18 protein-coding genes and 1 pseudogene are annotated in these 19,930 nt (G+C 64.9%); 10 read left to right on the top strand and 9 right to left on the bottom strand.

Annotated elements, in window-relative coordinates; genetic code table 11:
- Position 1: 1 nt before the first annotated feature.
- From AB5T46_RS12935 to AB5T46_RS12920, 4 genes are all read right to left on the bottom strand, one after another.
- Positions 2–943: an alpha-E domain-containing protein gene (locus AB5T46_RS12935; RefSeq protein ID WP_370564399.1), complete on the bottom strand. Its 942-nt coding sequence runs from the start codon at positions 941–943 to the stop codon at positions 2–4.
- The gene (locus AB5T46_RS12930; RefSeq protein WP_370564398.1) at positions 943–2,367 is read right to left on the bottom strand and encodes a circularly permuted type 2 ATP-grasp protein; all 1,425 of its coding nucleotides are present in this window, start codon (positions 2,365–2,367) and stop codon (positions 943–945) included. The genes AB5T46_RS12935 and AB5T46_RS12930 overlap by 1 nt, the downstream gene beginning before the upstream one ends.
- Before the next feature lie 250 nt (positions 2,368–2,617).
- Entirely contained in the window at positions 2,618–3,766 is a 1,149-nt protein-coding gene (locus AB5T46_RS12925) for an NADH:flavin oxidoreductase (RefSeq protein WP_370564397.1), read from the bottom strand.
- A 1-nt stretch (position 3,767) separates the two neighbouring features.
- Complete coding sequence (locus AB5T46_RS12920) at positions 3,768–4,163, bottom strand: RidA family protein (RefSeq protein WP_149193053.1); 396 nt, start codon at positions 4,161–4,163, stop codon at positions 3,768–3,770.
- A gap of 137 nt (positions 4,164–4,300) precedes the next feature.
- On the opposite strand from AB5T46_RS12920, the gene gcvA reads away from it, so the two are divergent.
- Complete coding sequence (gene gcvA / locus AB5T46_RS12915; RefSeq protein WP_370564396.1) at positions 4,301–5,197, top strand: transcriptional regulator GcvA; 897 nt, start codon at positions 4,301–4,303, stop codon at positions 5,195–5,197.
- A gap of 98 nt (positions 5,198–5,295) precedes the next feature.
- Here the strand turns inward: gcvA and AB5T46_RS12910 are convergent, their stop codons facing one another.
- Positions 5,296–6,036: a LysM peptidoglycan-binding domain-containing protein gene (locus tag AB5T46_RS12910; RefSeq protein WP_370564395.1), complete on the bottom strand. Its 741-nt coding sequence runs from the start codon at positions 6,034–6,036 to the stop codon at positions 5,296–5,298.
- A gap of 799 nt (positions 6,037–6,835) precedes the next feature.
- On the opposite strand from AB5T46_RS12910, the gene AB5T46_RS12905 reads away from it, so the two are divergent.
- The 4 genes from AB5T46_RS12905 (at position 6,836) to AB5T46_RS12890 (ending at position 12,314) form a co-directional block, all read left to right on the top strand.
- On the top strand, positions 6,836–8,281 hold the full coding sequence (locus AB5T46_RS12905) for an SMI1/KNR4 family protein (RefSeq protein ID WP_370564533.1): 1,446 nt from the start codon (positions 6,836–6,838) through the stop codon (positions 8,279–8,281).
- A gap of 222 nt (positions 8,282–8,503) precedes the next feature.
- Complete coding sequence (locus AB5T46_RS12900) at positions 8,504–9,571, top strand: DUF418 domain-containing protein (RefSeq protein WP_370564393.1); 1,068 nt, start codon at positions 8,504–8,506, stop codon at positions 9,569–9,571.
- Between the two features lie 118 nt (positions 9,572–9,689).
- Complete coding sequence (locus AB5T46_RS12895; RefSeq protein ID WP_370564392.1) at positions 9,690–10,823, top strand: Gfo/Idh/MocA family protein; 1,134 nt, start codon at positions 9,690–9,692, stop codon at positions 10,821–10,823.
- Positions 10,824–11,162: 339 nt separating this feature from the next.
- The gene (locus AB5T46_RS12890) at positions 11,163–12,314 is read left to right on the top strand and encodes a serine hydrolase domain-containing protein (protein ID WP_370564391.1); all 1,152 of its coding nucleotides are present in this window, start codon (positions 11,163–11,165) and stop codon (positions 12,312–12,314) included.
- Between the two features lie 31 nt (positions 12,315–12,345).
- Here AB5T46_RS12890 and AB5T46_RS12885 read toward each other — a convergent pair whose 3' ends face one another.
- Positions 12,346–12,636, bottom strand: coding sequence for a helix-turn-helix domain-containing protein (locus AB5T46_RS12885; protein WP_370564390.1), 291 nt, complete (start codon positions 12,634–12,636; stop codon positions 12,346–12,348).
- A gap of 289 nt (positions 12,637–12,925) precedes the next feature.
- Here AB5T46_RS12885 and AB5T46_RS12880 point away from each other — a divergent pair, with 289 nt between their 5' ends.
- The 3 genes from AB5T46_RS12880 (at position 12,926) to AB5T46_RS12870 (ending at position 16,011) form a co-directional block, all read left to right on the top strand.
- Positions 12,926–13,705 (top strand): hypothetical protein, encoded by a 780-nt coding sequence (locus tag AB5T46_RS12880; RefSeq protein WP_370564389.1) that lies wholly within the window; start codon positions 12,926–12,928, stop codon positions 13,703–13,705.
- Positions 13,706–14,258: 553 nt separating this feature from the next.
- Positions 14,259–15,365, top strand: a complete 1,107-nt coding sequence (locus tag AB5T46_RS12875; protein ID WP_370564387.1) for an alpha/beta hydrolase family protein — start codon at positions 14,259–14,261, stop codon at positions 15,363–15,365.
- Positions 15,366–15,477: 112 nt separating this feature from the next.
- Positions 15,478–16,011: an SMI1/KNR4 family protein gene (locus tag AB5T46_RS12870; protein WP_370564386.1), complete on the top strand. Its 534-nt coding sequence runs from the start codon at positions 15,478–15,480 to the stop codon at positions 16,009–16,011.
- A 272-nt stretch (positions 16,012–16,283) separates the two neighbouring features.
- Here the strand turns inward: AB5T46_RS12870 and AB5T46_RS12865 are convergent, their stop codons facing one another.
- Positions 16,284–17,549, bottom strand: a complete 1,266-nt coding sequence (locus AB5T46_RS12865; RefSeq protein ID WP_370564385.1) for a cation:proton antiporter — start codon at positions 17,547–17,549, stop codon at positions 16,284–16,286.
- 499 nt (positions 17,550–18,048) lie between these two features.
- On the opposite strand from AB5T46_RS12865, the pseudogene AB5T46_RS12860 reads away from it, so the two are divergent.
- A pseudogene (locus AB5T46_RS12860) lies at positions 18,049–18,210 on the top strand (alcohol dehydrogenase catalytic domain-containing protein); the annotation flags it as partial.
- The gene (locus AB5T46_RS12855; protein ID WP_370564532.1) at positions 18,196–18,900 is read left to right on the top strand and encodes a quinone oxidoreductase family protein; all 705 of its coding nucleotides are present in this window, start codon (positions 18,196–18,198) and stop codon (positions 18,898–18,900) included. The pseudogene AB5T46_RS12860 and the gene AB5T46_RS12855, both read left to right, overlap by 15 nt.
- A gap of 145 nt (positions 18,901–19,045) precedes the next feature.
- On the opposite strand, the gene AB5T46_RS12850 is transcribed toward AB5T46_RS12855, so the two are convergent.
- A complete protein-coding gene (locus AB5T46_RS12850; RefSeq protein ID WP_141623696.1) occupies positions 19,046–19,441 on the bottom strand; it encodes a tautomerase family protein in 396 nt (131 codons plus the stop codon).
- 44 nt (positions 19,442–19,485) lie between these two features.
- Complete coding sequence (locus AB5T46_RS12845) at positions 19,486–19,902, bottom strand: MarR family winged helix-turn-helix transcriptional regulator (protein ID WP_370564384.1); 417 nt, start codon at positions 19,900–19,902, stop codon at positions 19,486–19,488.
- Positions 19,903–19,930: the final 28 nt, after the last annotated feature.

The raw sequence follows: 19,930 nt of genomic DNA, 5'->3' as shown, positions 1-19,930 counted from the left end.
GTCAGAACAAATGTCCCTTGGCGATCTCGGCGCCCAGGTCGCGGGTGCGGTCGATCACATCTGTGAGGTACTCGTGCAGGCCGTCTTCGATGACCTGATCAGTGCGGGCGAAGCGCAGCTGCGCGTACATGGCGTGCGCCTGGCGACGGGCGTCGGCGGCCAGCTGCGGGTCCTGTGCCTCGATGGCGTCCAGGTGCTGGGTGATCTGCTCGTAGCAGAAGGCGAGCGAGCGCGGAAACACGGCGCGCGAGACCAGCAGCTCGGCCACGTGCGCCGGCTGCACCCGGCCCTTGAACAGCACCCGGTAGGCACGCCGGGCCCCGACCACCCGCAGGATGGCCAGCCACTGGTAGTAATCCACCACGCCGCCGACGTCGGCCACCTCGGGCAGTTGCACGTGGTACTTCACGTCCAGCAGGCGCGCGGTGTTGTCGGCGCGCTCGAGGAACTGCCCGGCACGGATGAAGTGAAAGCTGTCGCGCCGCAGCATGCCGTTCGAACAGACGCCATGGAACAGGCCCACGCGCGCCTTCACCCAGTCCAGGAACTCGGCCAGGCGGTCGGCATCGAGCGGCGCCTGGGTAAAGTCGGTGAGTTCCAGCGACGTCTGGTTCACCGCTTCCCACATCTCGGTGGTCAGCGAAGTGCGCACCGCGCGGGCGTTGCGGCGGGCGGTTTCGATGCAGTTGACGATCGACGAGGGGTTGGCGCGCTCGAAGGCCAGGAAGCGGATCACGCTGGCTTCGTCGGCCGACTCATCGGTGGCGTCGAAACTCTCCCCGCAGCCGGCCGCGACGATGGCCGACTCCCATTCGCTGCTGCGGTTGGTGTCCACGCGCACGGCGTTCATGTGCCCGGCCACCTGCAGCAGGCGCGCCACGTAGTCGGCCCGCTCCATGTAGCGGGCCAGCCAGAACAGGCCGCCGGCGGTACGCGCAAGCATCATTGCTCCAGCACCCAGGTGTCCTTGGTGCCGCCGCCCTGGGACGAGTTCACCACCAGCGAGCCCTCGCGCAGCGCCACCCGGGTCAACCCGCCGGGCACCACGCGCACCTTGTCGCTGCCCGACAGCACGAAGGGCCGCAGGTCCACGTGCCGCGGCGCCACGCCCGATTCCACGAAGGTGGGCACGGTGGACAGCGCCAACGTCGGCTGGGCGATATAGGTCTCAGGTTTCGCCTTCAGCAGCGCCCGGAAATCCTCCAGCTCCTGCTTGCTGGCGTGCGGGCCGACCAGCATGCCGTAGCCGCCGGAGCCGTGCACCGCCTTCACCACCAGCTCGTCCAGGTGCTCGAGCACGTACTTGAGCTCGTCGGGCTTGCTGCAATCGTGGGTGGGCACGTTCGACAGCAGCGGCTCTTCGCCCAGGTAGAAGCGGATCATTTCCGGCACGTGCATGTACACGGCCTTGTCGTCGGCGATGCCCGCGCCAACGGCATTGGTGATGGTGAGGTTGCCGGCGCGGTTGGCGAAGTGCAGCCCGGCGGCGCCCAGCGCCGACTCGGGGCGGAACACCAGCGGGTCGAGGTAGTCGTCGTCGATGCGGCGGTAGATGACGTCCACGCGCTCCAGGCCGGCGGTGGTGCGCATGTAGCAGATGTCGTTGCGCACCAGCAGGTCGGCGCCTTCGACCAGGTCGATGCCCATCTCGTCGGCCAGGAAGGCGTGTTCGTAGTAGGCGCTGTTGTGGGTGCCGGGCGTCAGCAGCACCACGGTGGGCTCGCCATGGCAATTGGGCGGCGCGACCGAGCGCAGGGTTTCCAGCAGCTCGTCGGCGTAATGCGCCACCGGCGCCACCCGGGCCTGGCGGAACAGGTCCGGGAACAGCCGCTGCATCACCTCGCGGTTCTCCACCATGTACGACACGCCCGAGGGCGTGCGGCAATTGTCCTCGAGCACGTAGTAGTCGTCGGGTCCGGTGCGCACCATGTCGATACCGGAGATGTGCGAATAGATCCGCCCCGGCAGGTCCAGGCCGTTCATTTCCGGCCGGAACTCGGCGTTGTGCAGGATCAGCCGCTCGGGAATGCGGCCAGCGCGGATGATGTCGCGGTCGTGGTAGACGTCGTGCAGGAAGGCATTGAGCGCCTTCGCCCGCTGCTCCAGCCCCTGCCGCAGCCGCTGCCATTCGGCCTGGGCCAGCACGCGGGGGATCAGGTCGAAGGGAATCAGCCGCTCGGCGTCACCGCCTTCGGTGTAGACGGCGAACGTGATGCCAATGCGCCGGAACAGGACCTCGGCTTCGCGACGCTTGAGCGCCAGCTGCTCCGCCGTGGCGGACTTCAACCAGGCGTCGATCAGCGAGTACTGCGGCCGGATGGCGTCTGGCCAGCCCATTTCGTCGAAGATGAGTGGTGTGCTGGGCATCAGGATCCTGCGAAAACGTAAGACACACCGTGACCTGCGCGCCATAAAGAAAGGATGAAAGGGGATCGAGGGAATCCCCTACTTCCAGGCGGGGTAGCGGTCGATGGCCGCATCCGCGCCTATGCGACACAGGAAAGCGCTGGGCGACGCCCGATTCCAGCGCATGGTGGAGAAGGCCTTTGAACAGGCCGGTCGCAGTCAGGCCAAGCGACAGGCCGCGGCATGACCCTGGCGCGGATGTGAGAGTCGGTCAATTCCCTCCATCCCTTCTGGTCTGGCGGCGATCGGCGTTGGCGAGGTCGGCGATCGGCGAAAGCAGTTCGCGGTCGAACGGGGCGATCGCGGCGGCGGTGCGCACCCGCTGCGGCCAGTCGGCATGGGTCAGCGCGCCACGCCCGAGGGTGACCGCGTCCGCCTCGCCACGCGCAAGCATGCCGGCGGCCTGGGCGGGATCGTGCAACGAACCGTTGGCCAGCACCGGTACCGGCGCGTGCCGCTTCGCCAACGCCGCCAGGCTGGGGCCCTCGCCGAAGGCGGGTTGCCATGCCTCGAACTCGGTGACGTGCAGGTAGTCGACCGGCAACCGGCCGAGCGTGCCGAAGATGACGGCCGCGGCGTCTTCGCCCCCGCTCCACTTGTGGCCGAAGTCGTTGACCTTGCCCTGCGAGACGCGCACGCCCACCACGAAATCCGCACCGACCGCCGCGCGCACCGCCTGCGCCACCTCCACCGTCAATCGCAGCCGGCCGCGCACGTCGCCGCCGTAGCGGTCGTCGCGCAGGTTGACCCCCTCGGCGAGGAACTGGTCGAGCAGGTAGCCGTTGGCGCCGTGGATCTCGACACCGTCGAAGCCGGCCTCGCGGGCCCGCGCCGCGGCGTCGGCGAAGCCGCGCACCGCATCGGCGATCTCGTCCTCCGTCATCGCCTGCGGCAACGGGTATTCACCGTCGCCGCGGTAGAAGGCCAGCTGCCGGCCCTTGGGCCGCACCGCCGACGGGCCGCGGGTGCCGGCGCGGAAGCGGTTGCCCTGCGAGAGCGCGCCCGCGTGCATCAGCTGCGCGATCATGCGCGCGCCGTGCCGGTGCACGCCCTCCACCACCGGCCGCCAGGCCTCGCGCTGCGAGTGGTCGGCGAGGCCCGGCTGGAACAGGTAGCCCTGGGCATGGGCCTGGTCGGTGTAGATGCCTTCGCTGACAACCAGGCCAAACCCGCCCGCGGCGAAGGCGCGGTAGTAGTCCGCCATGCGCGCGGTCGCGTGGCCATCCGCCGAGGCGCTCACGCGGGTCATCGGCGCCACCGCCGTGCGGTTGCGCAGCGCCAGGCCGCCGAGAGCGAGCGGCGCGAACAGCGGTGCGACGCTTGCCGAATCCGGCTGCAGCGGATGTCCGTCCGCCGCCATGTCAGCGGCTCCCGGCGGGATCGACGGCGGCGATCGCCTCGATCTCGATCATCGCGGCCGGGTCGTAGAGCGCCTTGATCTCGGCGATGGTGTCGGCCGGATACGGCTCGGAGAAGAACGTCCGGCGCAGTTCCACCACGTCCTGGAAGTGGCCCATGTCGGTCACGAAGATAGTCACCTTGATCACCTGGTCCAGGCTGGAGCCGCCGGCCTCCAGCGCCCGGCGCAGGTTGGCGAAGGCCTGCTCGCCCTGGGCGCGGAAGCCGCCAGGGACGATCCGGCCGTCGTCGCCGGCGCCGGCCTGGCCGGAGACGAACAGCAGGTTGCCGTAGCGGATGCCCTGCGACAGCAGGTAGGGAGCGTAGTGGTCGGGCTGGGTGACGACGCGTTCGCGCATGATCGGTTCCTCGGTTCGATGAAAGGGAAGCTGGATTCATCTCTAATTCCGGCTTGCGTCCATGTTGACGCCAAATTTCCTCGTCGACAAACGCGAAATCGTCAGCTATAAGGTGAGTTCATCTCATCCCTATCCCGATGCGCCGACGCCTGCCCCTGTCCGCCCTGCGCGCGTTCGAAGCGGCCGCCCGCCACGGCAGCTTCAAGCACGCCGCGCGCGAGCTGGCAGTCACGCCGACCGCGGTCAGCCACCAGATCCGCGCGCTCGAGGCGCTCACCGGCGTGCCGCTGTTCGGGCGGCAGGCGCGCAAGGTGGCGCTGACCGAGGCCGGCGCGCAGCTGTACCCGGTGCTGCGCGGCGGCTTCGATGCATTCGAGGCCGCACTCGAGCGCCTGACGCGAACCCGCCGCCGGGCCCGGGTGACGATCTCGGCCACCAGCGCCTTCACCACGAAGTGGCTGGTACCGCGGGTGGCGGGCTTCCATCGCCTGCACCCTGACATCGATCTGCAACTGCACGCGTCGGACGAGCCCGTGGACCTGGCCGGCAGCGAGGTGGACATCGCCATCCGCTACGGGCGCGGCCCGTACCCGGGACTCGTGGCAGAAGCCATGTTCACCGACTGGTTTGCGCCGGTGGCCAATCCCGCGCTCGGCATCGCGTCGCCTGCGGATCTCGACAAGGCGCCGTTGATCCATTTCGAGTGGCGGCGCCCATTACCGCTCAACCCCACCTGGCAGGTCTGGTTCGCGCAGGCCGGGCGGTCCGCCGCCGAATCCACCGCGCAACTGCGGTTCTCGGACGAGGGGCATGCGATCCAGGCGGCGGTGGCCGGCCAGGGCATCGCGCTGCTGAGCCTGGCGCTGGTGCGCGAGGAACTGTCCGCCGGCCACCTGGTGCAGCCGTTCGGCCCATCGATCGCCGGCCACACCTATCACTTGGTGATGCCCGAAGGCGGTGCACGCGACCCGGCCGCGACCGCGGCCGCGGAGTGGCTGCGCGCCGAAGCAAAAAAGGGAGACGGCGGAAATTAAGGAGTTCTGCCTCCGGGCAGGGTACCGGCCGATGATCGCCCTCGCCCGCCTGCGCCGTCGGGCCGAGAAACGCGACAGCTTTCCCCAATGCGATGACCTCAGCCCTCGTTACGGATTTGCTCCGCCTGCTGCTGTGCCAGTTCACGCACACGTGCAGCGGCTTCGGGAAGCCCCTGTCCCTCCAGCCTCTGGGCGATACCTTCCCCGGCCTCGATGGCGGCGCTGGCGCGATCCTCAGAGCTGTTGCTCTCGGCGAAGGTACGGGATCCGAGCTCGATCTCCGCCTGCGCAGCCGTCTCGAAGTCTGTGCTGGCGCCATTCGCGGCCTGGTTATAGAGATGCTGATCGGAACCGCTGACGTTCGGTTCCCCATTCGCAACACGCGCACTGTGGGATTCGGCCGCTTCGTTTGCTTCGATCCAGGCCTGCGCCGTCTCATCCGTCGTCTGCGCAAGTCCGGCGGCGTGAGATGCCGCCTGGTTGTAGAACTTCTGATCGGAACCATCGACGTTCGGCTCCCCGCTCGCAACGCTCTCGCTATGCGCCTGCGCGGCCTCTTCCGCCCGGGTCTGCGGATCCTGGGCTGCAGGCACGAAGACCACCTCGCCCGGATAGATCAGATCGGGATTGCGTTCCGCATACTGGGGATTGTTCGCCAGCAGCTCTTCCACGCTCGCGTATCCGTTCTCCTGCGCGATCTTGGTCAGGTTGTCGCCCGGCTTCACCTCGTAGGCCGTGGTGCCTGCGGGTGCTTGGGTCGTTCCGGCCCGGAGTTCGTCCAGGGTCACCAGTGCGGAATCCTGGAAGCTTGGACCGGTGTAGGGGATCTCGCCGCTCATTGCCGCCATCCTTACGTTACGGGAAGTGGGAATCGCAGCATAGGCGCGGCGGCACCGGCATCACCATTAGGGTTCACCCCAGGTTATCAGCAGTCCACTTCCTGACTGCGCACCCGCCCGCTCAGCCCACCCGGGACAGCATCCGTCGGTATCCGATCAGCCGCGCACAGTTCCCAGTCGAAGCTGGACAAAAATGTGTCAGGGACAATTTGAACGACACGGCGGTCAAAAAACGCAAAAAAGTGTCAGGCTAGCCTGGCCCTTTTCGCCGGCCTCTTTTCGCCGGGAAGAGCCTGAATTGTTAGGCCTCTCCATGCGGAAGGCCAGCGGCGACAAGCTTGAGCCGAACCACAGCCTCGTCGGGGCCAAAGCGGCCGGCCCTACCGTAGCTACCTTTCTCAGCGTTAGTGTCGGAGCAGACTTTGGCCAGGACGGCCTCGGCCAAGTCTCGGTGCGGAGCAATGCGGTCCGCGAATTTATCTAACACGACCTGGCCAGCAGAATCGGACTCATGACCGTCCAGCGCATATGCCCAATAGAAGTTGTCGTACGCTGCGCAGAAGTCCCAAAAGGGCAAGCGCCCGGCGGCGCATAGCCGTACCAGCTCATCGTGGTGATCTAAGGCAGCGACGAGCTCTGACTCTGATGGGTACATAGCCATGGACCTGAGAAGCCTAACTATTGCTTATGCGATAAGAAAGCGAACCTGACCCCGTTTCCAACCCGTTTCCAACCTGGATGACGCTGTCGACGAGGGCAAGCATTGTAGCCGCATTGACGATCGAACAGGGTGCCCATCATGACCATAATTCAAGCCGTCGAAAGACTTCCCTACGAGAAGGATTCCTACGCACCGTTCCGGTACGAACTGGAGGTGATCGAGCGATTGGAGAATCTCCTGGGCGGGCCCCTTCCCGATGATTTCCGTTGGTATCTGGCAAATGTCGGCTGGCGCAAGATCGAGTACCGCAAGGGGAGCCTTCTCGTCCCGTTCGGCGAATACCTCCAGGTTCTCGCCTTCGAGGCGGCGGAGAACCAGGTGTTCGCCGTGTCGGGCTACAACGACTTCGTCAGGGGCCGGGAGGGCACCCGGCTGCCCGGGGAGCCTAGGGAGTATTTCCCTTTCGGCCAGATCAAGGGCGGGAACCCGCATGTGTCGCTGCGGCTCCTCGTGAGACTCTCGGACGAGGGCCGCGGTTCCATCTGGGCGGCGCATACCGTCGCTCACTGCGACAAGGACGAAGTACCCGAGCCGCTTCGGCTTGCGGACGATCTCGCGGGCTTCCTCTCCCACCTCGACCCGGACAGGGAGCTGGCGCCGATCGCCGAGAGGAGTAACAACGCCTTGTTCAACAGGCTGCTGGAAAACCAGTTGACTTCGCAGGGAATCGAACCGACGACGGCGGCGGATCCCGAAAGCCTGCTCGCAGCGTTTTTCAAGACACCGCAGACGTTCGTCTTCGATGGCGCACGTAATGTCGAGTACCAGTACCGCTTCTACGGACATGGCATTGCGAACGCGGCGATTTTTTCGCAGAAGGCCGGCTGGTTTTCGCGGCCGGGGGACAACCGGAGCGGATTGTTTCCTGCACCGCTTCAGCGCAGTGAGATCGTCTTTGGCGCGCCGCGCGTGTTCGACTTTCCCCTTGTCGGGAGTGAGGGGAAGAACGGTTTCCGGCTGTTGACGGCAGAAAGCCGGGTCGGCGACGGTTTTCAGCTCACCGAACATTTCCTCGCCCATGAGGACGAGGGCCGTTGGACGCTGGTGCGCCGCCACGACGCGACGATTGACGATGTACGGATCAAGGGCGTGGGCACCTTCACCTTTGATGCGACCTACAAGTGGAAGCTCAAGAAGAAGGTGACGCCGGCCTGGAGCGAACTTCCCGCCGAACTACGGGTAGAGGGTGAGGAAGATGCGCTGAACAGCATGCGCATCGCCTTCATCAAGGAGGTCATGGCCCGCAGGGAGTTCAAGCAGGTGTTCGAGGCTCGGGGCTTCCAGATCTATACGGGCCGCATGTATCCGGAATTCGAGGCGATGACGAATGACGAGAAGGAAGAGTGGGCGGATTGCTATCCCAGGCTCGCCCGCAGCGATGAAATCTGGCAACTGCTCGGCAAGAAGCTGACGGTCACCGTGCTCAGCGACGCGGACTTCCATATCCACACGGATGCGAAATGGGATCCCGAACACGGCCTCACGGTCGAGGTCAAGGCGTGGCAGATCGCGCAGGCGATATGAGTCCACGTCGAGGCGAAAGAGGTCGACGACCCAGTTTTGGTTCGTCCGCAACGCCGTCGATCGGGTGGCCCGTTCAGATGGCAGCAACCTTTTCACAGACACCTTTTCCCACCTGGCACCATGAGGCCCATGAGGCCCATGAGGGCTGAACCTCTGCCCGCGACGGCGTCGCCCACGGAGCTGTCCGAGCGGGCGCTCGGGCCGGACCTCGCGCGGGGCGTGATGCTGCTGTTCATCGCGCTGGCGAACTCGCACTACTTCCTGCTCGGAGAGCGATATGTCGGCGGGTTCCCGGCCGGCGGCTCCCGGGCGGACGATGCCGTCGCGTGGCTGGTCTCCACCTTCGTGGACGGCCGGGCGTTCCCGATGTTCGGGCTGCTGTTCGGCTACGGCGTGGCCCACATCGTGCGACGCAACGCCGCCCTCGAGCCCCGCGTGGTGAACCGGATCCTGCGCCGCCGCTCCCTGGTCCTGGTCGTCATCGGCCTGCTCGACGCCCTCCTGTTCTACGCGGGCGACATCCTCGTGATGTACGGCGTGCTGCTGTTCGTCGGGATCCTGCTGGTGCGACGCTCCGACGGCTGGCTGCTGGCCGTGGCGGCGGTGTTCTTCGTGCTCACCGCGCTGCCGGGCATGGACTCGTTCTCGATCAGCACAGATGGCCCGGATGCGGCGGCTCTGCCGCCCGACCTCGCGACCATGTTCGCCGAGCGGAGCCTGGTCGCCGCGTACGTCGCGCTCCTCGGACCGATCGGGTTCGCCTGCCCGTTCGCGATCGGCCTGTGGGCCGGACGGCGGCGGGTTCTCGAGCGGCCCGCCGAGCACCGTGCGCTGCTGCGGATCGTCGCGACCGTGGGGATCCTGGCCGCCGTGCTCGGCGCCCAGCCGGCGGCGCTCCTGGTCGCCGGCGCGTACGACCGCCCGGGCGACCAGGTGCTGGAGCTGATCGGCCCGCTGCACGACGCGACCGGTGTGCTGGGCGGGTTCGGGTACGCGTCGCTGATCTGCCTGCTCGCCACCCGCCTGCGGAACCGGGGCGTGGTGGCCGCGATCGCCGCCGTCGGCCAACGGTCGATGACGTGCTATCTCTTGCAGTCGCCCGTGTGGTTCGTGGTATTCACGCCGTTCCTGCTCGGCCTGGCCGACATCCTCACGGTCGCGACCACCGCCCTGCTCGCGATCGGCGTCTGGGTCGCGTCGGTCGCCCTGGCCGAGTGGATGCGCCACACCGGGCGGCGCGGCCCGTTCGAGGCGCTGGCCCGGCGGGTGATGTACTCGGCGGTGCGATGAAAGATGAAAGGGATGATCCGCGCCCTACGGGCGTGACGGTGGAGGTGGATTAATTCCCTCCGTCCCATTTGGTTGGTACAGTTGTTCAACCGTGTGACCAGAAACCACGTCAACCGCCATGACAATGGACCACCTTCGTCGCAACTTCCTGCAGAAGCTGGTGGCTTCGGCCGTGGTCGTGCCGATGCTGTCGCCATATCGGGCACTCGCCGATGCGGATCCCGCCAGCACCGGCGGCAACCAGGGGACGACGTTGCGCGTCGCGCTCATGGGACTGGGCAGCTATGCCGCCCGGGTGGCGGAAGCCATGCAGTCCTGCAAGCGCGCCAGGGTCGCCGGGCTCATCAGTGGAACGCCTTCCAAGCTCCAGGAATGGGGAACGAAGTTCGGTGTGCCGGAAAAGAGCCGGTACAACTATGAAAACTTCGACCGCATCAAGGACGATCCGGACATCGATGCGGTTTACGTCATCACCCCCAATGCGCTTCATCGCGATCAGGTGATTCGCGTCGCCAGGGCGGGAAAGCATGTCATCTGTGAAAAGCCGATGGCGGTCAACGCCAAGGAAGGGCAGGACATGGTCGACGCCTGCGCCGACGCCGGCGTGAAGCTGCTGGTGGGCTATCGGATGCATTTCGAGCCCAAGACGCTGGAAGTGGTCCGCATGCGCAAGGCAGGCGATTTCGGAAGAATCCTGTTCTTCCAGGGCCTGTGCGGCTTCCGCATCGGCGATCCCGGCCAGTGGCGGCTCGACAAGGCGCTGGCCGGCGGCGGGGCATTGATGGATATCGGCATCTACGCCATCAACGGCGCCCGCTACATGGTGGGCGAAGAGCCGGTATGGGTGACCGCGCAGCAAACCAAGACCGACCCGGTCAAGTTCAAGGAAGGGGTGGACGAAACCATCCAGTTCCAACTGGGCTTCCCCAGCGGAGCGGTGGCTTCCTGCCTGTCCACCTACCAGATGAACCATCTGGACCGGTTTTTCATGACCGGAGAACAGGGGTTCGCCGAGCTGCAACCCGCCACGGGCTATGGCCCCATCCAGGGCCGTACCCACAAAGGCGAACTCACGCAACCGCACGCCACGCACCAGACCATCCAGATGGACGAGATGGCCGGCATCCTGCTTGACGGGAACACACCCGTGGTACCCGTTGACGGCGAAGAAGGCCTGAAAGACCTGAAGATCATCGATGCCATCTATGCCGCCTGTGAAACCGGCGGCAGGCAGGAGCTGCGCCTGGGCTGAAGGGAAGAATCAAAGAAAGGTGTCAGGGACAATTTGCCTTGGAACCGGCCGGCGGATAGATCCTCGGCACAAGGTCGGGAACTGTCCCTGACACCTTTTCCTTTCGCTTAGTCACCTTGAAGACTGCGCCATGCGCGCACTTGTTTCCAGTCAGATCACCGTTAACGGCTGATCCCACGAAGGAAAACGTGGGGAAACCTCGGAACCTGGAACCCTTTCTTTCCCGGGTGCGCGTCGCTTACCCGGGCTACGCTGGCTGGCCCCAAGTGTGCACGGATTGCGAAGATGGTGCGCTCGTGACGAACCGACCATTGTTGTGGACCCGCATGCACTGGTTAAATGCCATCCATCGACATCGACCGGACCCAGACAATGCATCGTTTCCTCCTGTTCTTCCTGCTCGCGCTGTCGTCCTTGGCGCATGCGACCGGACCCGGACCGGATCCTTTCGCGTCGATCCGGACCCGGCTGGCGACCGAATGCGCCGCCGGCACGTTTTCGGGCGTGGTGCTGGTGCGCATCGAAAGCCGGGACGCCTTCACGCATGCCTGTGGACAAGCCGATCGCGTCAATGATGCGCCGGTGACCCTCACGACGCGGTTCAAGATCTATTCGATCAGCAAGTTCATCACCGCCCTGTCGGTGATGCGCCTGGTTGAGGAAGGCGGGATGGCCCTCGATGCGCCGATCACGGACTACGTCACCGACGCGCCGGAAGCCTGGCGCGTGGTGACCGTCGAGCACCTGCTGCGACACACCTCTGGCATACCGGATCTCACCGAAGATCTCACCCGTCGCTTCCACAGCGATCATCCTGCCGCGATGCGCGCGCTCATGTCAGGCTTGGCGCCGGAAAGCGCCAAGCTGAGAACTACTCCGGGTACGCAGTTCGCGTACTCCAACTTCAACTACGAACTGCTGGCCGATGCCGTGGCGCACGCGTCGGGGTTGCCTTTCGCCGAACTGGTTTCGTCGCGCGTCTTCCAGCCGGCTGGCATGAAGGATTCCAGTCTCGAGGCCGCGAACACGATCGCGGGCCATCCCGTCTCGGTGCACGAGCCCGGACTGGCCGAGGGATACAACGGCGAGCCGGGCAAGCTGGAGCAGGCGCTCAACTGGAGCTTCATCCAACAGGGCGCCGGCGCGGTGCGTACGACCGCCGCCGATTTCGCGGCGCTCGACGACGCGCTTACCGAAGGGCGGGTGGTCTCCCCCGCCACGCTCGAGAAGATGATGGGAGGCCCCGGCCTCGCGAAGGGTTACCAGTTGGGAATCGTTGCCCGCTCGCAGGATGGATTGCGCATGTTCGGCCACGACGGCGGCAACAACGGCTACATTAGCAATTACCAGCGCTTTCCCGACCAGCATGCAATGCTCATTTCGCTGAGCAACCTCGGCTTCTCCGACACCTGGTGGCTCAATACCGAGGTCGCGAAGATCCTCAAAGCAGGAAAGAGAAAGGGGACGGAGGGGGAAAAGGTGCCAGGGTGACCCCGTTCTTCCAAGCGTCCGAACACCGCCTTCAAGTAGCCGAGTTCGGTTTGAAGCGCCTTCTGTACTCTGCGGGCGCTACGCCAAGTTCGCGTCTAAAAAGACGCCACAAGGTCGCTTCATCCCCGATCCCGTTTCTCGTCGCGATAGTCTTAAGTGGCAGTGCGGTGTGCTCCAGCATGCGCTGGGCTTGCTCCAATCGCATTCGCCGAACGACGGATGACGGAGTTTGGCCGAACTCCTGCTGACAAAACCGAGCAAGCGTGCGGGTGCTTACGCCGGCAAGTTTCGCCAGCTTGGCAATCGGCAACGGCTTGGCCAAGTGGCCTTGGATCAGCGTTCAGAGCGCCCGCCGTCACCACGCTGAGCCTCGGGACGCGCTATCGGTGTGTCATCGCCGACCGCCAGGCCGCGGTGCGCATCCTGGCCTCGAACATCACTGGCCAGGAGGGGTATCTGGCCGCGCGATCGGGCCTGCTGTCTGCGATTCCACCGCATACAATCAGGGCTGTGCTCACGCTTAGCTTTTAGGAAAATGTCCCTGACACCTTTCCCGACAACGCCGGATTCCGGCTTGCATGGCAAGCAGAAGCAACCGAACGGAGGTCAGTATGAGAAAGCTTCGGATCATCCCGCTGATGGCAGCTTTGCTTTTCTCTGTCTCGGCGAGCGCCCAGGACACCCAGGGTTCCAGGACGACGGGCAAGATCGAGCCGTTGCCGCGGGACCTGGAAATGCAACTGGCCCTGAGCGCGTTGCCGCCGCACCTCAGGGACGACGCGACCGTCTATGTTCTGAATCCCGGCACGGGCTTTGAGCTCGCCCGCGAGGGCAACAATGGATTCCACACCTTCGTCGCCAGGACCGGCGAAGACACGATGCGGGGATCGTGGCGGTTCGCTGAGTATCGGGACGACATTCTCTATCCGGTGTCGTTCGATGCCGCGGGCGCGAAGGCGCACATGCGCGTCTTCTTCGATATCGCGACGATGCAGGCGAAGGGCATGCCCGCCGCGGAACTGAAGGAGATCATCCAGCAGCGTTACCGGACCGGGTACTACAAGCCGCCCGAGCGGGCCGGTGTCTCCTACATGCTATCGCCGATCCTCAGAACGTACGACAACCCGGAGGAGAGCGACCGCGTGGCAACCACGAACAATCCGCACGTCATGCACTACGCGCCGAACGTATCCAACAAGGATGTCGGTGGCCCGAAGCCGGCGTTGGTTCCTTATCCGTTCGTGACCATCGAAGGCCCGCACGGATTCATGATCCAGCACTTCGGCAAGCTGGAAACGGCGGCGATCACCCAGGAGTACCGGGAGATGCTGGCGAGGCTGTGCAAGATCGAAGCGTTGTGGTGCTTGCCTGCGGAATCGGGCAGCCACTAGGCCGTTGCCAATCAAAGGGGGCGGAGGCAATCAAGCAGGTGACTCGCCGCAAGCAAGAAAGGTGTCAGGGACAATTTGCCTTGGAACCGGCCGGCGGATAGATCCTCGGCACCGGCCGGCGGATAGATCCTCGGCACAAGATCGGAAACTGTCCCTGACACCTTTTCCGCTCGAAGCCGGGCGCTAGCGCAGCGCCCCTCCCAGAGTGTCCCGGTACGGCCATCGCCAGGAAAATGGTGTCAGGGACAATTCGGACGAGCACCGATCCCACCACCTCGGAAAGTCGACTCTGACCCCTGCTTCCCTTCTACGGGAACGTGGAACGTCGGGGAAAGCGTCCGCGCGGACGCCGCGGGTGTCCGGGCGGACACTCTTTGTGCAAGAAAAAACTTTTCCGAATCAACCGCTTGTATTTGGCACGGGAATTGCGCGTGCAACGGTACATCTGCGGTGTTCTTGCATAAGAAGAACCCGGAGAGTGCCCGGTACGACGCAACTGGCTGAGTCCCACACACCAAACTGCCGACGCGGCAATTCAAAAGAGGCCCGACTCATGATTCGAACTTCTCCGACTGCACCCGCGCGTTTCGCCGTGGGAGCTTGTCTGTGCGCGCTCATGGTGATTCTCGGCTCGCTCCAGCCAGCCGCGGCGACGCAGAAGAAGCCATCCGCGCTTCCATGGAGCGCTCCTGCGACAACTCATGTCGTGGCGGAGGATCGGCGGTTCACACGCGGTGATGCAGAACTCTCGGGGACCCTCTACATGCCGAGCAGCCCCGAGCCCGTGGCCGCGGTCGTCGTGACCCACAGCGCGTCGTCACCGCTGCGCACCTCGTCGCTCTACGATCACCTGGAAACGATCCTGCCAGCGATTGGCATGGCCGTCTTCATCTATGATCGGCGCGGATCCGGCCAGTCCGGCGAGGAGGATGCCGGAGGCGATTTCACGCTTCTGTCCGACGATGCGATCGCCGCCGTGCAGAGCCTGAAAGCGGATCCACGCATCGATCCGAAGCGCATCGGCACCTGGGGATTGAGCCAGGGCGGCTGGATCTCGCCGCTCGCCGCATCGCGGAGTCGCGATATCGCCTTCGTGGTCGCCGTTTCGGCCCCCGTCGTCACCGCGGACGTCCAGATGATGTTTTCCTCGACGAACCACCTCAGGGCCAACGATTACTCCCAAGCCGATATCGACCAGATGGTCGCGGCGCGGAAGGCCGTGGACGACTACATGCGGGGTACGGCCAGTCGGGAGGCTGCTCAGAAGAGAGTGGACGTCGCCAAGACCAAGCCCTGGTTCAAGTACCTCTACATCGGCGAAACCGTGCCGGACCGGGCTGTTTCCGGTTGGCGCAAGGAGATCGCGAACGATCCGCTGAAGAACCTCGAGGCGGTTACGGTGCCGGCACTGGTCATCTACGGCGCCGACGACGCGGTCGTACCTGTCGCTCGTTCGGTCGAGCGGTTGGAAATCGTCGCGTCGCAAATGCCGGACATGCAGTTCCATGTGATTGCCGGCGCCGACCACGCCATGCAAATGACGGCGGACCTGAAGACCACACTCGACCCCAAGCACGACGGTACCGAGCGACCGGACTCGCCGGAGTACTTCGCCATACTGTCAAGCTGGCTTGCCGCCCATGGGCTTGTCGGGGACTGACGATCGCTTGCCGGAAGGTGGAGTTGCCCACATCGGTGGCGCATCAATGATCGATTCCGAGCTATTCTAGCCCGGACCGCCGAGATCATTCCCAATGAAAGGAACCGAATAAATGCAATTGGATATGCCAAGCGATCTCAAGGCCTACCTCGATAAGCCGGACGAAATGGGGCGGCCGGAAAAGCCGATCACGCAAGCCGATTTGGAGGCATTTGAGCAGTCGCAGGGAGTTGTTTTGCCGGCGGAATATAAGGAGTATTGCCTCAAATACGGTTCCAGAACGCTCCAAAATCGGCAGATATTCACGTTCAAGACAAAGGTTCGGCTTCCCGGCGGAAAGTCAAAAATGGCGGACGTGACTTCGATTTCCGGCCCTCCATATATCCTTGAAGCCTACAAGCGGTACATGGACCCCGTTTATGGAAACAGCGGCGAGCGCCTGCCCCAGAAAGTCTATCCGTTTACGTTCGACAGCGGCTACGGCCACTGTCTCATGGACCTGAACGATAAAGATCATGGTCGTATTCTCTATCTCGTGGTTAAGGCAAAGACGTTTGGCGATGATGGCTATGGATGGAGCCAGGTCGGCACAGTCGCCGGCAGCTTCGCCGAGTTTCTGGCCGGACTGAAGCCGGATTTCCTATAGTCAAGAGGTGGCACCGATTGGGTGGAGCGATGGTGACAACATCGGACCGTTCGACGGATTTGCTCCTCAGCGATCGACCAGGGGTGTTTGAGCGTGTCTTCGCCCCTGCCTCGCTTCACCGCTCCGCCCTGTCGGCCACCATGCCCTCGAAATAGCGCGCGCATGGCGCGCTCCTACGAAGCGGCGACGCAGGGCTGTGGTATCTCGAAATCGGGCAAAAGAACCTTAAGTAAGCGCCATTCGTCCCTGGCACCTTTTCCGCCTTTAGTCGCTTAATTGCCTCGGTCCCCTTTGGTCGTGCGGAATCGACGACCTCGCCTGCGTCGATCCAGCCAGGCCATCACGCCGCTGGCCGTCAAGCCGTGGACCAGGATGGACAGCACCACCGTCAGGCAGACCACCGCCCACAGTTCACCGGCATCGCGGAACGCGGCATGGTTCATGGCAAAGGCCAGGTAATACAGCGAGCCGATGCCCCGCACGCCGAACACGGCGATGGCCCATCGATCCCGCGTCGCCAGCGGCGCGCCGATCAGCCCCAGCCAGCCGGCAAGGGGGCGTACCACCAGCACGAAAACCAGCGCGAACACGACGCCGCGCCAGTCCAGGTCAGACAGGATTCCGCTGGCGAGCGCGCCGCCCAGCAACAGCAGCATCAAGGCCATCAGCAGCTTCTCGCACTGCTGCGCGAAGGTGTCGAGGACGCCGTGGTAGTCGTGGTCCCGTTCTTTCTGCCGCACCACCAATGCGGCCACGAACACGGCCAGGAATCCGTAGGTATGGCACAGTTCGGCCACGCCATAGACGGTCAGCGTGATCGCCAGGGCGGCCAGTCCTTCACCGCTCTTGGAAAGCGTGGGTTCGCTTTCGCTGCGGAAGATCAGGTGCATAAGGGTGTAGCCCACGAGCACGCCAATCGCCACACCGCCCAGCACCCTCCACAGGACATCCAGGGCCAGCCAGCGGCCCCAGTCCATCGGCTCGCCGGCGGAGGCCAACGCCAAGGCCACCGCCAGCCAGACGAAGGGAAAGGCCAGGCCGTCGTTCAATCCGGCTTCCGAGGTCAGGGCGAAGCGAACCGAGTCCTCGCCGCCCTTCCCGGGCGCATGTACCTGAACGTCCCCGGCCAGCACCGGATCGGTGGGCGCCAGCACTGCACCCAGCAGCATGGCCGTGGCCACGCTGTAGCCGAGCCAGGCCTGGCCCAGCCACAGGCCGGCCAGGATGGTCAGCGGCATGGTGATGCCCAGCAACCGCCAGGTGAGCGCCCAGCGCCGCCAGCCAAAGCGCGTGTCGATGCGCAGGCCCACGCCCACCAGGGCCACGATTACCGCCAATTCGGTCAGGTGCTCGGTAATGAGCGGATAGCGCACCGGATCGGCCGGCGGCAGCGGCAAGGGCAGCGTGTAAAGCAACGCACCTACCGCCACGTAAATGATGGGGAAGGTCAGCGGATTGCGCTTGACGAGATGAGGCACCCACGCGGCGCCCAGCAGCGCCAAACCCACTATCAATATTGCGAGCGCGTAGGCGTCCATCGTCCTTGCAGCGTATCCGGCTTCAAGATCGGGCCAACAAAGCCCGGGGCCGGGGTGGCTGATCATACCCGGCCCGGATGTAATGACCCGCCGCCATCAGGCCAAGAGGGCGACCCCGGCGGGAACCGGGCACGGAGGTGGGTTGATTCCCTCCGTCCCTTCTAGCTGATGACGCAATTGCCTTCGGCGGCTCCATCCTACGGCTTAATTGCCTCCGTCCCCTTTAGTCCGCGTCCAGCCGCATCCCGCCTACCGGCGACTGGGCCCGGACGCTGGGACGCGCCGCACGGCCTACCGGCCCCTCGTCGAAGCCGGCCTGCCGCCCGGCGAGGCCGAAGCCCTCGCCCTCCACACCCGCCAGCAGAAGCCCTGGGGCTCCGACAAGTTCAAACGCCAGATCGAAGCGCTGACACGGCGCTCGACGGAGCTCAGGCCCCGCGGTCGCTCGCCGCGGTCAGCGGATAAATGAACCTGACCCCTTTTTTGGGTCCGGGTCAAGGCCGCCTCCGTGAATCCGGTCGACATCCAGACGCGACGCGGGGACTATGCCGCTACGACTCCGCTGCCTGGCCGTCTTGGCGTGGATATCGCCGGCACCGTCGAGCACGTCGGCGAAGCGGTCCGGGACCTGCGGCCCGGCGACGAGGTGTACTACGTTCCGCGCCTCCTCAGCAATGAAGGCGGCTACGCGACCCACCACGTCGAGGATGCGGCCATCGTGGCATTGAAGCCGCCCGGGCTCGGCTTCGAAGAAGCCGCGGCGTTGCCGCTGTCAGCCGGCACCGCCTGGGAATGTCTGATCGAGCGCGGCAAGCTCGAACCCGGCGAGCGGATCCTGGTGCATGCCGGAACGGGCGGCGTGGGCATCTATGCGATCCAGATCGCACGCGCCACGGGGGCCTTCGTGGTGACCACCTGCCGCAGCGAGCAGGCCGATTTCGTCAAGAGCCTCGGCGCCGACATTGCCATCGACTACCGCGCACCTGACCTCGACGCGCGGCTCGCGAATGCGACCGACGGCCGCGGGTTTGATTTGGTGCTCGACACGATCGGCGGCGATGCCATCGAGCGCGGCTGCGGCCAGCTCGCCGACGGCGGACGCCTGGTCTCCATCGTCGACCATGCCCTCCCGCAGAACCTGATCCGCGGCTGGGAGCGGAACATCCAGTTGCATCTGGTGCTCACCACGCAACGGCGGCAACGCCTGGAGCTCATCGGCGCACTGGTCGAAAAGGGCCTGCTCGTCCCTGTCATCGAGCGCACGCTGCCGCTGGAAGACGCGGCGCAGGCGCATCGGCTGATCGAGGCCGGCGGCCGTCGCGGCAAGATCGTGCTGCGCGTCGCTTCCTGAGCCGTGACTGGAGGTCAGAAATTGTCCCTGACACTTTTCCGGCTCCACGCCACCTTGGAAAACTCCTCAGCCCGCGCAGATCCGGCTGGCGTGCGACCGCTTCGATCTGGAACCTGGCACGGCGGGCGACCAGACGTCCGGATAGTCAGCCGCGCTGGTGGTAACGCGCTTCCTGGGTGACGCCGCCGTAGCCGTAGGCTGCCGCACGCACATCGTGCACATGGATATAGCTTTCCTCGTGCAGGTTTCCGAGCAAGGCGGCCAGCCCGGAGAAGGCCTCGCGGATGAACTCCGCCTTCTCGTCCTTGGTATTGGTTTCGTCGGTGACCTTTATGTCGAAATAGACGCTGCTCTTGCGCTGCTCGGCGAGGCTGCGTCCGCCGGCGTACCAATCCTCGGGGGCGACGAAATCGATGGCGATGGCGGTCACCGCCGGGTCCTTGCGCAGAACGCGCGCGGTCAGGTCCTGCAGCAGCGACGCTATCGCCTTCGACAGCGCCTGCGAGCGCACCGCGGCAACCTTGACGTTGAGAATGGGCATGTCGGTTCTCCTTTTAGTTAGTTATGCAACTATATGGGCATGGTTCAGCCCAGCATTTCGCGTACCTGCCGCATCTGCGCGACGACGTCGCCGAAGCGCCGTTCCCCCAGCGTCTTCTGCAGGCGGCGGGTGACGGCCGCGCTGGCGCGGTTGAGATCGTTGGCGATCGCCAGCGCGGCGGCGGTGGGGTGGATTTCCAGCTCGCGGCCGTCGTTGCCCGAACTGCGGCGTTCGATCAATTCCCGCTGTTGCAGCCCATCCAGCAGCCGCGTCGCGGTAGGGCGGGTGATGGTCAGGACGTCGGCCAGTTCGCGCTGCAACTGCCCCGGTTGCGCGATCACCGCACGCAGCAGGAATGCCTGCGGGGGGCTCAGGCCGAACGGACTGAATGCCTGCGTCCAGACGCGCTCGAGCATCCGCGACAAGGCGGCGGTATTGAAGTACAGGCAGCGATCGAACATGCGGTAGAGACTAGCGCCATTTAGTTAG

Origin of the sequence: Luteimonas salinilitoris (genome assembly GCF_041300785.1) — a bacterium.
In the GTDB taxonomy this organism is placed as follows: Bacteria; Pseudomonadota; Gammaproteobacteria; order Xanthomonadales; family Xanthomonadaceae; genus Luteimonas; species Luteimonas salinilitoris.
The sequence above is the reverse complement of the archived record's forward strand: the minus strand, read 5'-3'. Positions and strand labels throughout refer to the sequence as shown.

Coding starts and splice junctions, on each gene's coding strand:
- AB5T46_RS12935 (WP_370564399.1), bottom strand. CDS start 943: ATGCTTGCGCGTACCGCCGGCGGCCTGTTCTGGCTGGCCCGCTACATG.
- AB5T46_RS12930 (WP_370564398.1), bottom strand. CDS start 2,367: ATGCCCAGCACACCACTCATCTTCGACGAAATGGGCTGGCCAGACGCC.
- AB5T46_RS12925 (WP_370564397.1), bottom strand. CDS start 3,766: ATGGCGGCGGACGGACATCCGCTGCAGCCGGATTCGGCAAGCGTCGCA.
- AB5T46_RS12920 (WP_149193053.1), bottom strand. CDS start 4,163: ATGCGCGAACGCGTCGTCACCCAGCCCGACCACTACGCTCCCTACCTG.
- gcvA (WP_370564396.1), top strand. CDS start 4,301: ATGCGCCGACGCCTGCCCCTGTCCGCCCTGCGCGCGTTCGAAGCGGCC.
- AB5T46_RS12910 (WP_370564395.1), bottom strand. CDS start 6,036: ATGAGCGGCGAGATCCCCTACACCGGTCCAAGCTTCCAGGATTCCGCA.
- AB5T46_RS12905 (WP_370564533.1), top strand. CDS start 6,836: ATGACCATAATTCAAGCCGTCGAAAGACTTCCCTACGAGAAGGATTCC.
- AB5T46_RS12900 (WP_370564393.1), top strand. CDS start 8,504: ATGCTGCTGTTCATCGCGCTGGCGAACTCGCACTACTTCCTGCTCGGA.
- AB5T46_RS12895 (WP_370564392.1), top strand. CDS start 9,690: ATGACAATGGACCACCTTCGTCGCAACTTCCTGCAGAAGCTGGTGGCT.
- AB5T46_RS12890 (WP_370564391.1), top strand. CDS start 11,163: ATGCCATCCATCGACATCGACCGGACCCAGACAATGCATCGTTTCCTC.
- AB5T46_RS12880 (WP_370564389.1), top strand. CDS start 12,926: ATGAGAAAGCTTCGGATCATCCCGCTGATGGCAGCTTTGCTTTTCTCT.
- AB5T46_RS12875 (WP_370564387.1), top strand. CDS start 14,259: ATGATTCGAACTTCTCCGACTGCACCCGCGCGTTTCGCCGTGGGAGCT.
- AB5T46_RS12870 (WP_370564386.1), top strand. CDS start 15,478: ATGCAATTGGATATGCCAAGCGATCTCAAGGCCTACCTCGATAAGCCG.
- AB5T46_RS12865 (WP_370564385.1), bottom strand. CDS start 17,549: ATGGACGCCTACGCGCTCGCAATATTGATAGTGGGTTTGGCGCTGCTG.
- AB5T46_RS12850 (WP_141623696.1), bottom strand. CDS start 19,441: ATGCCCATTCTCAACGTCAAGGTTGCCGCGGTGCGCTCGCAGGCGCTG.
- AB5T46_RS12845 (WP_370564384.1), bottom strand. CDS start 19,902: ATGTTCGATCGCTGCCTGTACTTCAATACCGCCGCCTTGTCGCGGATG.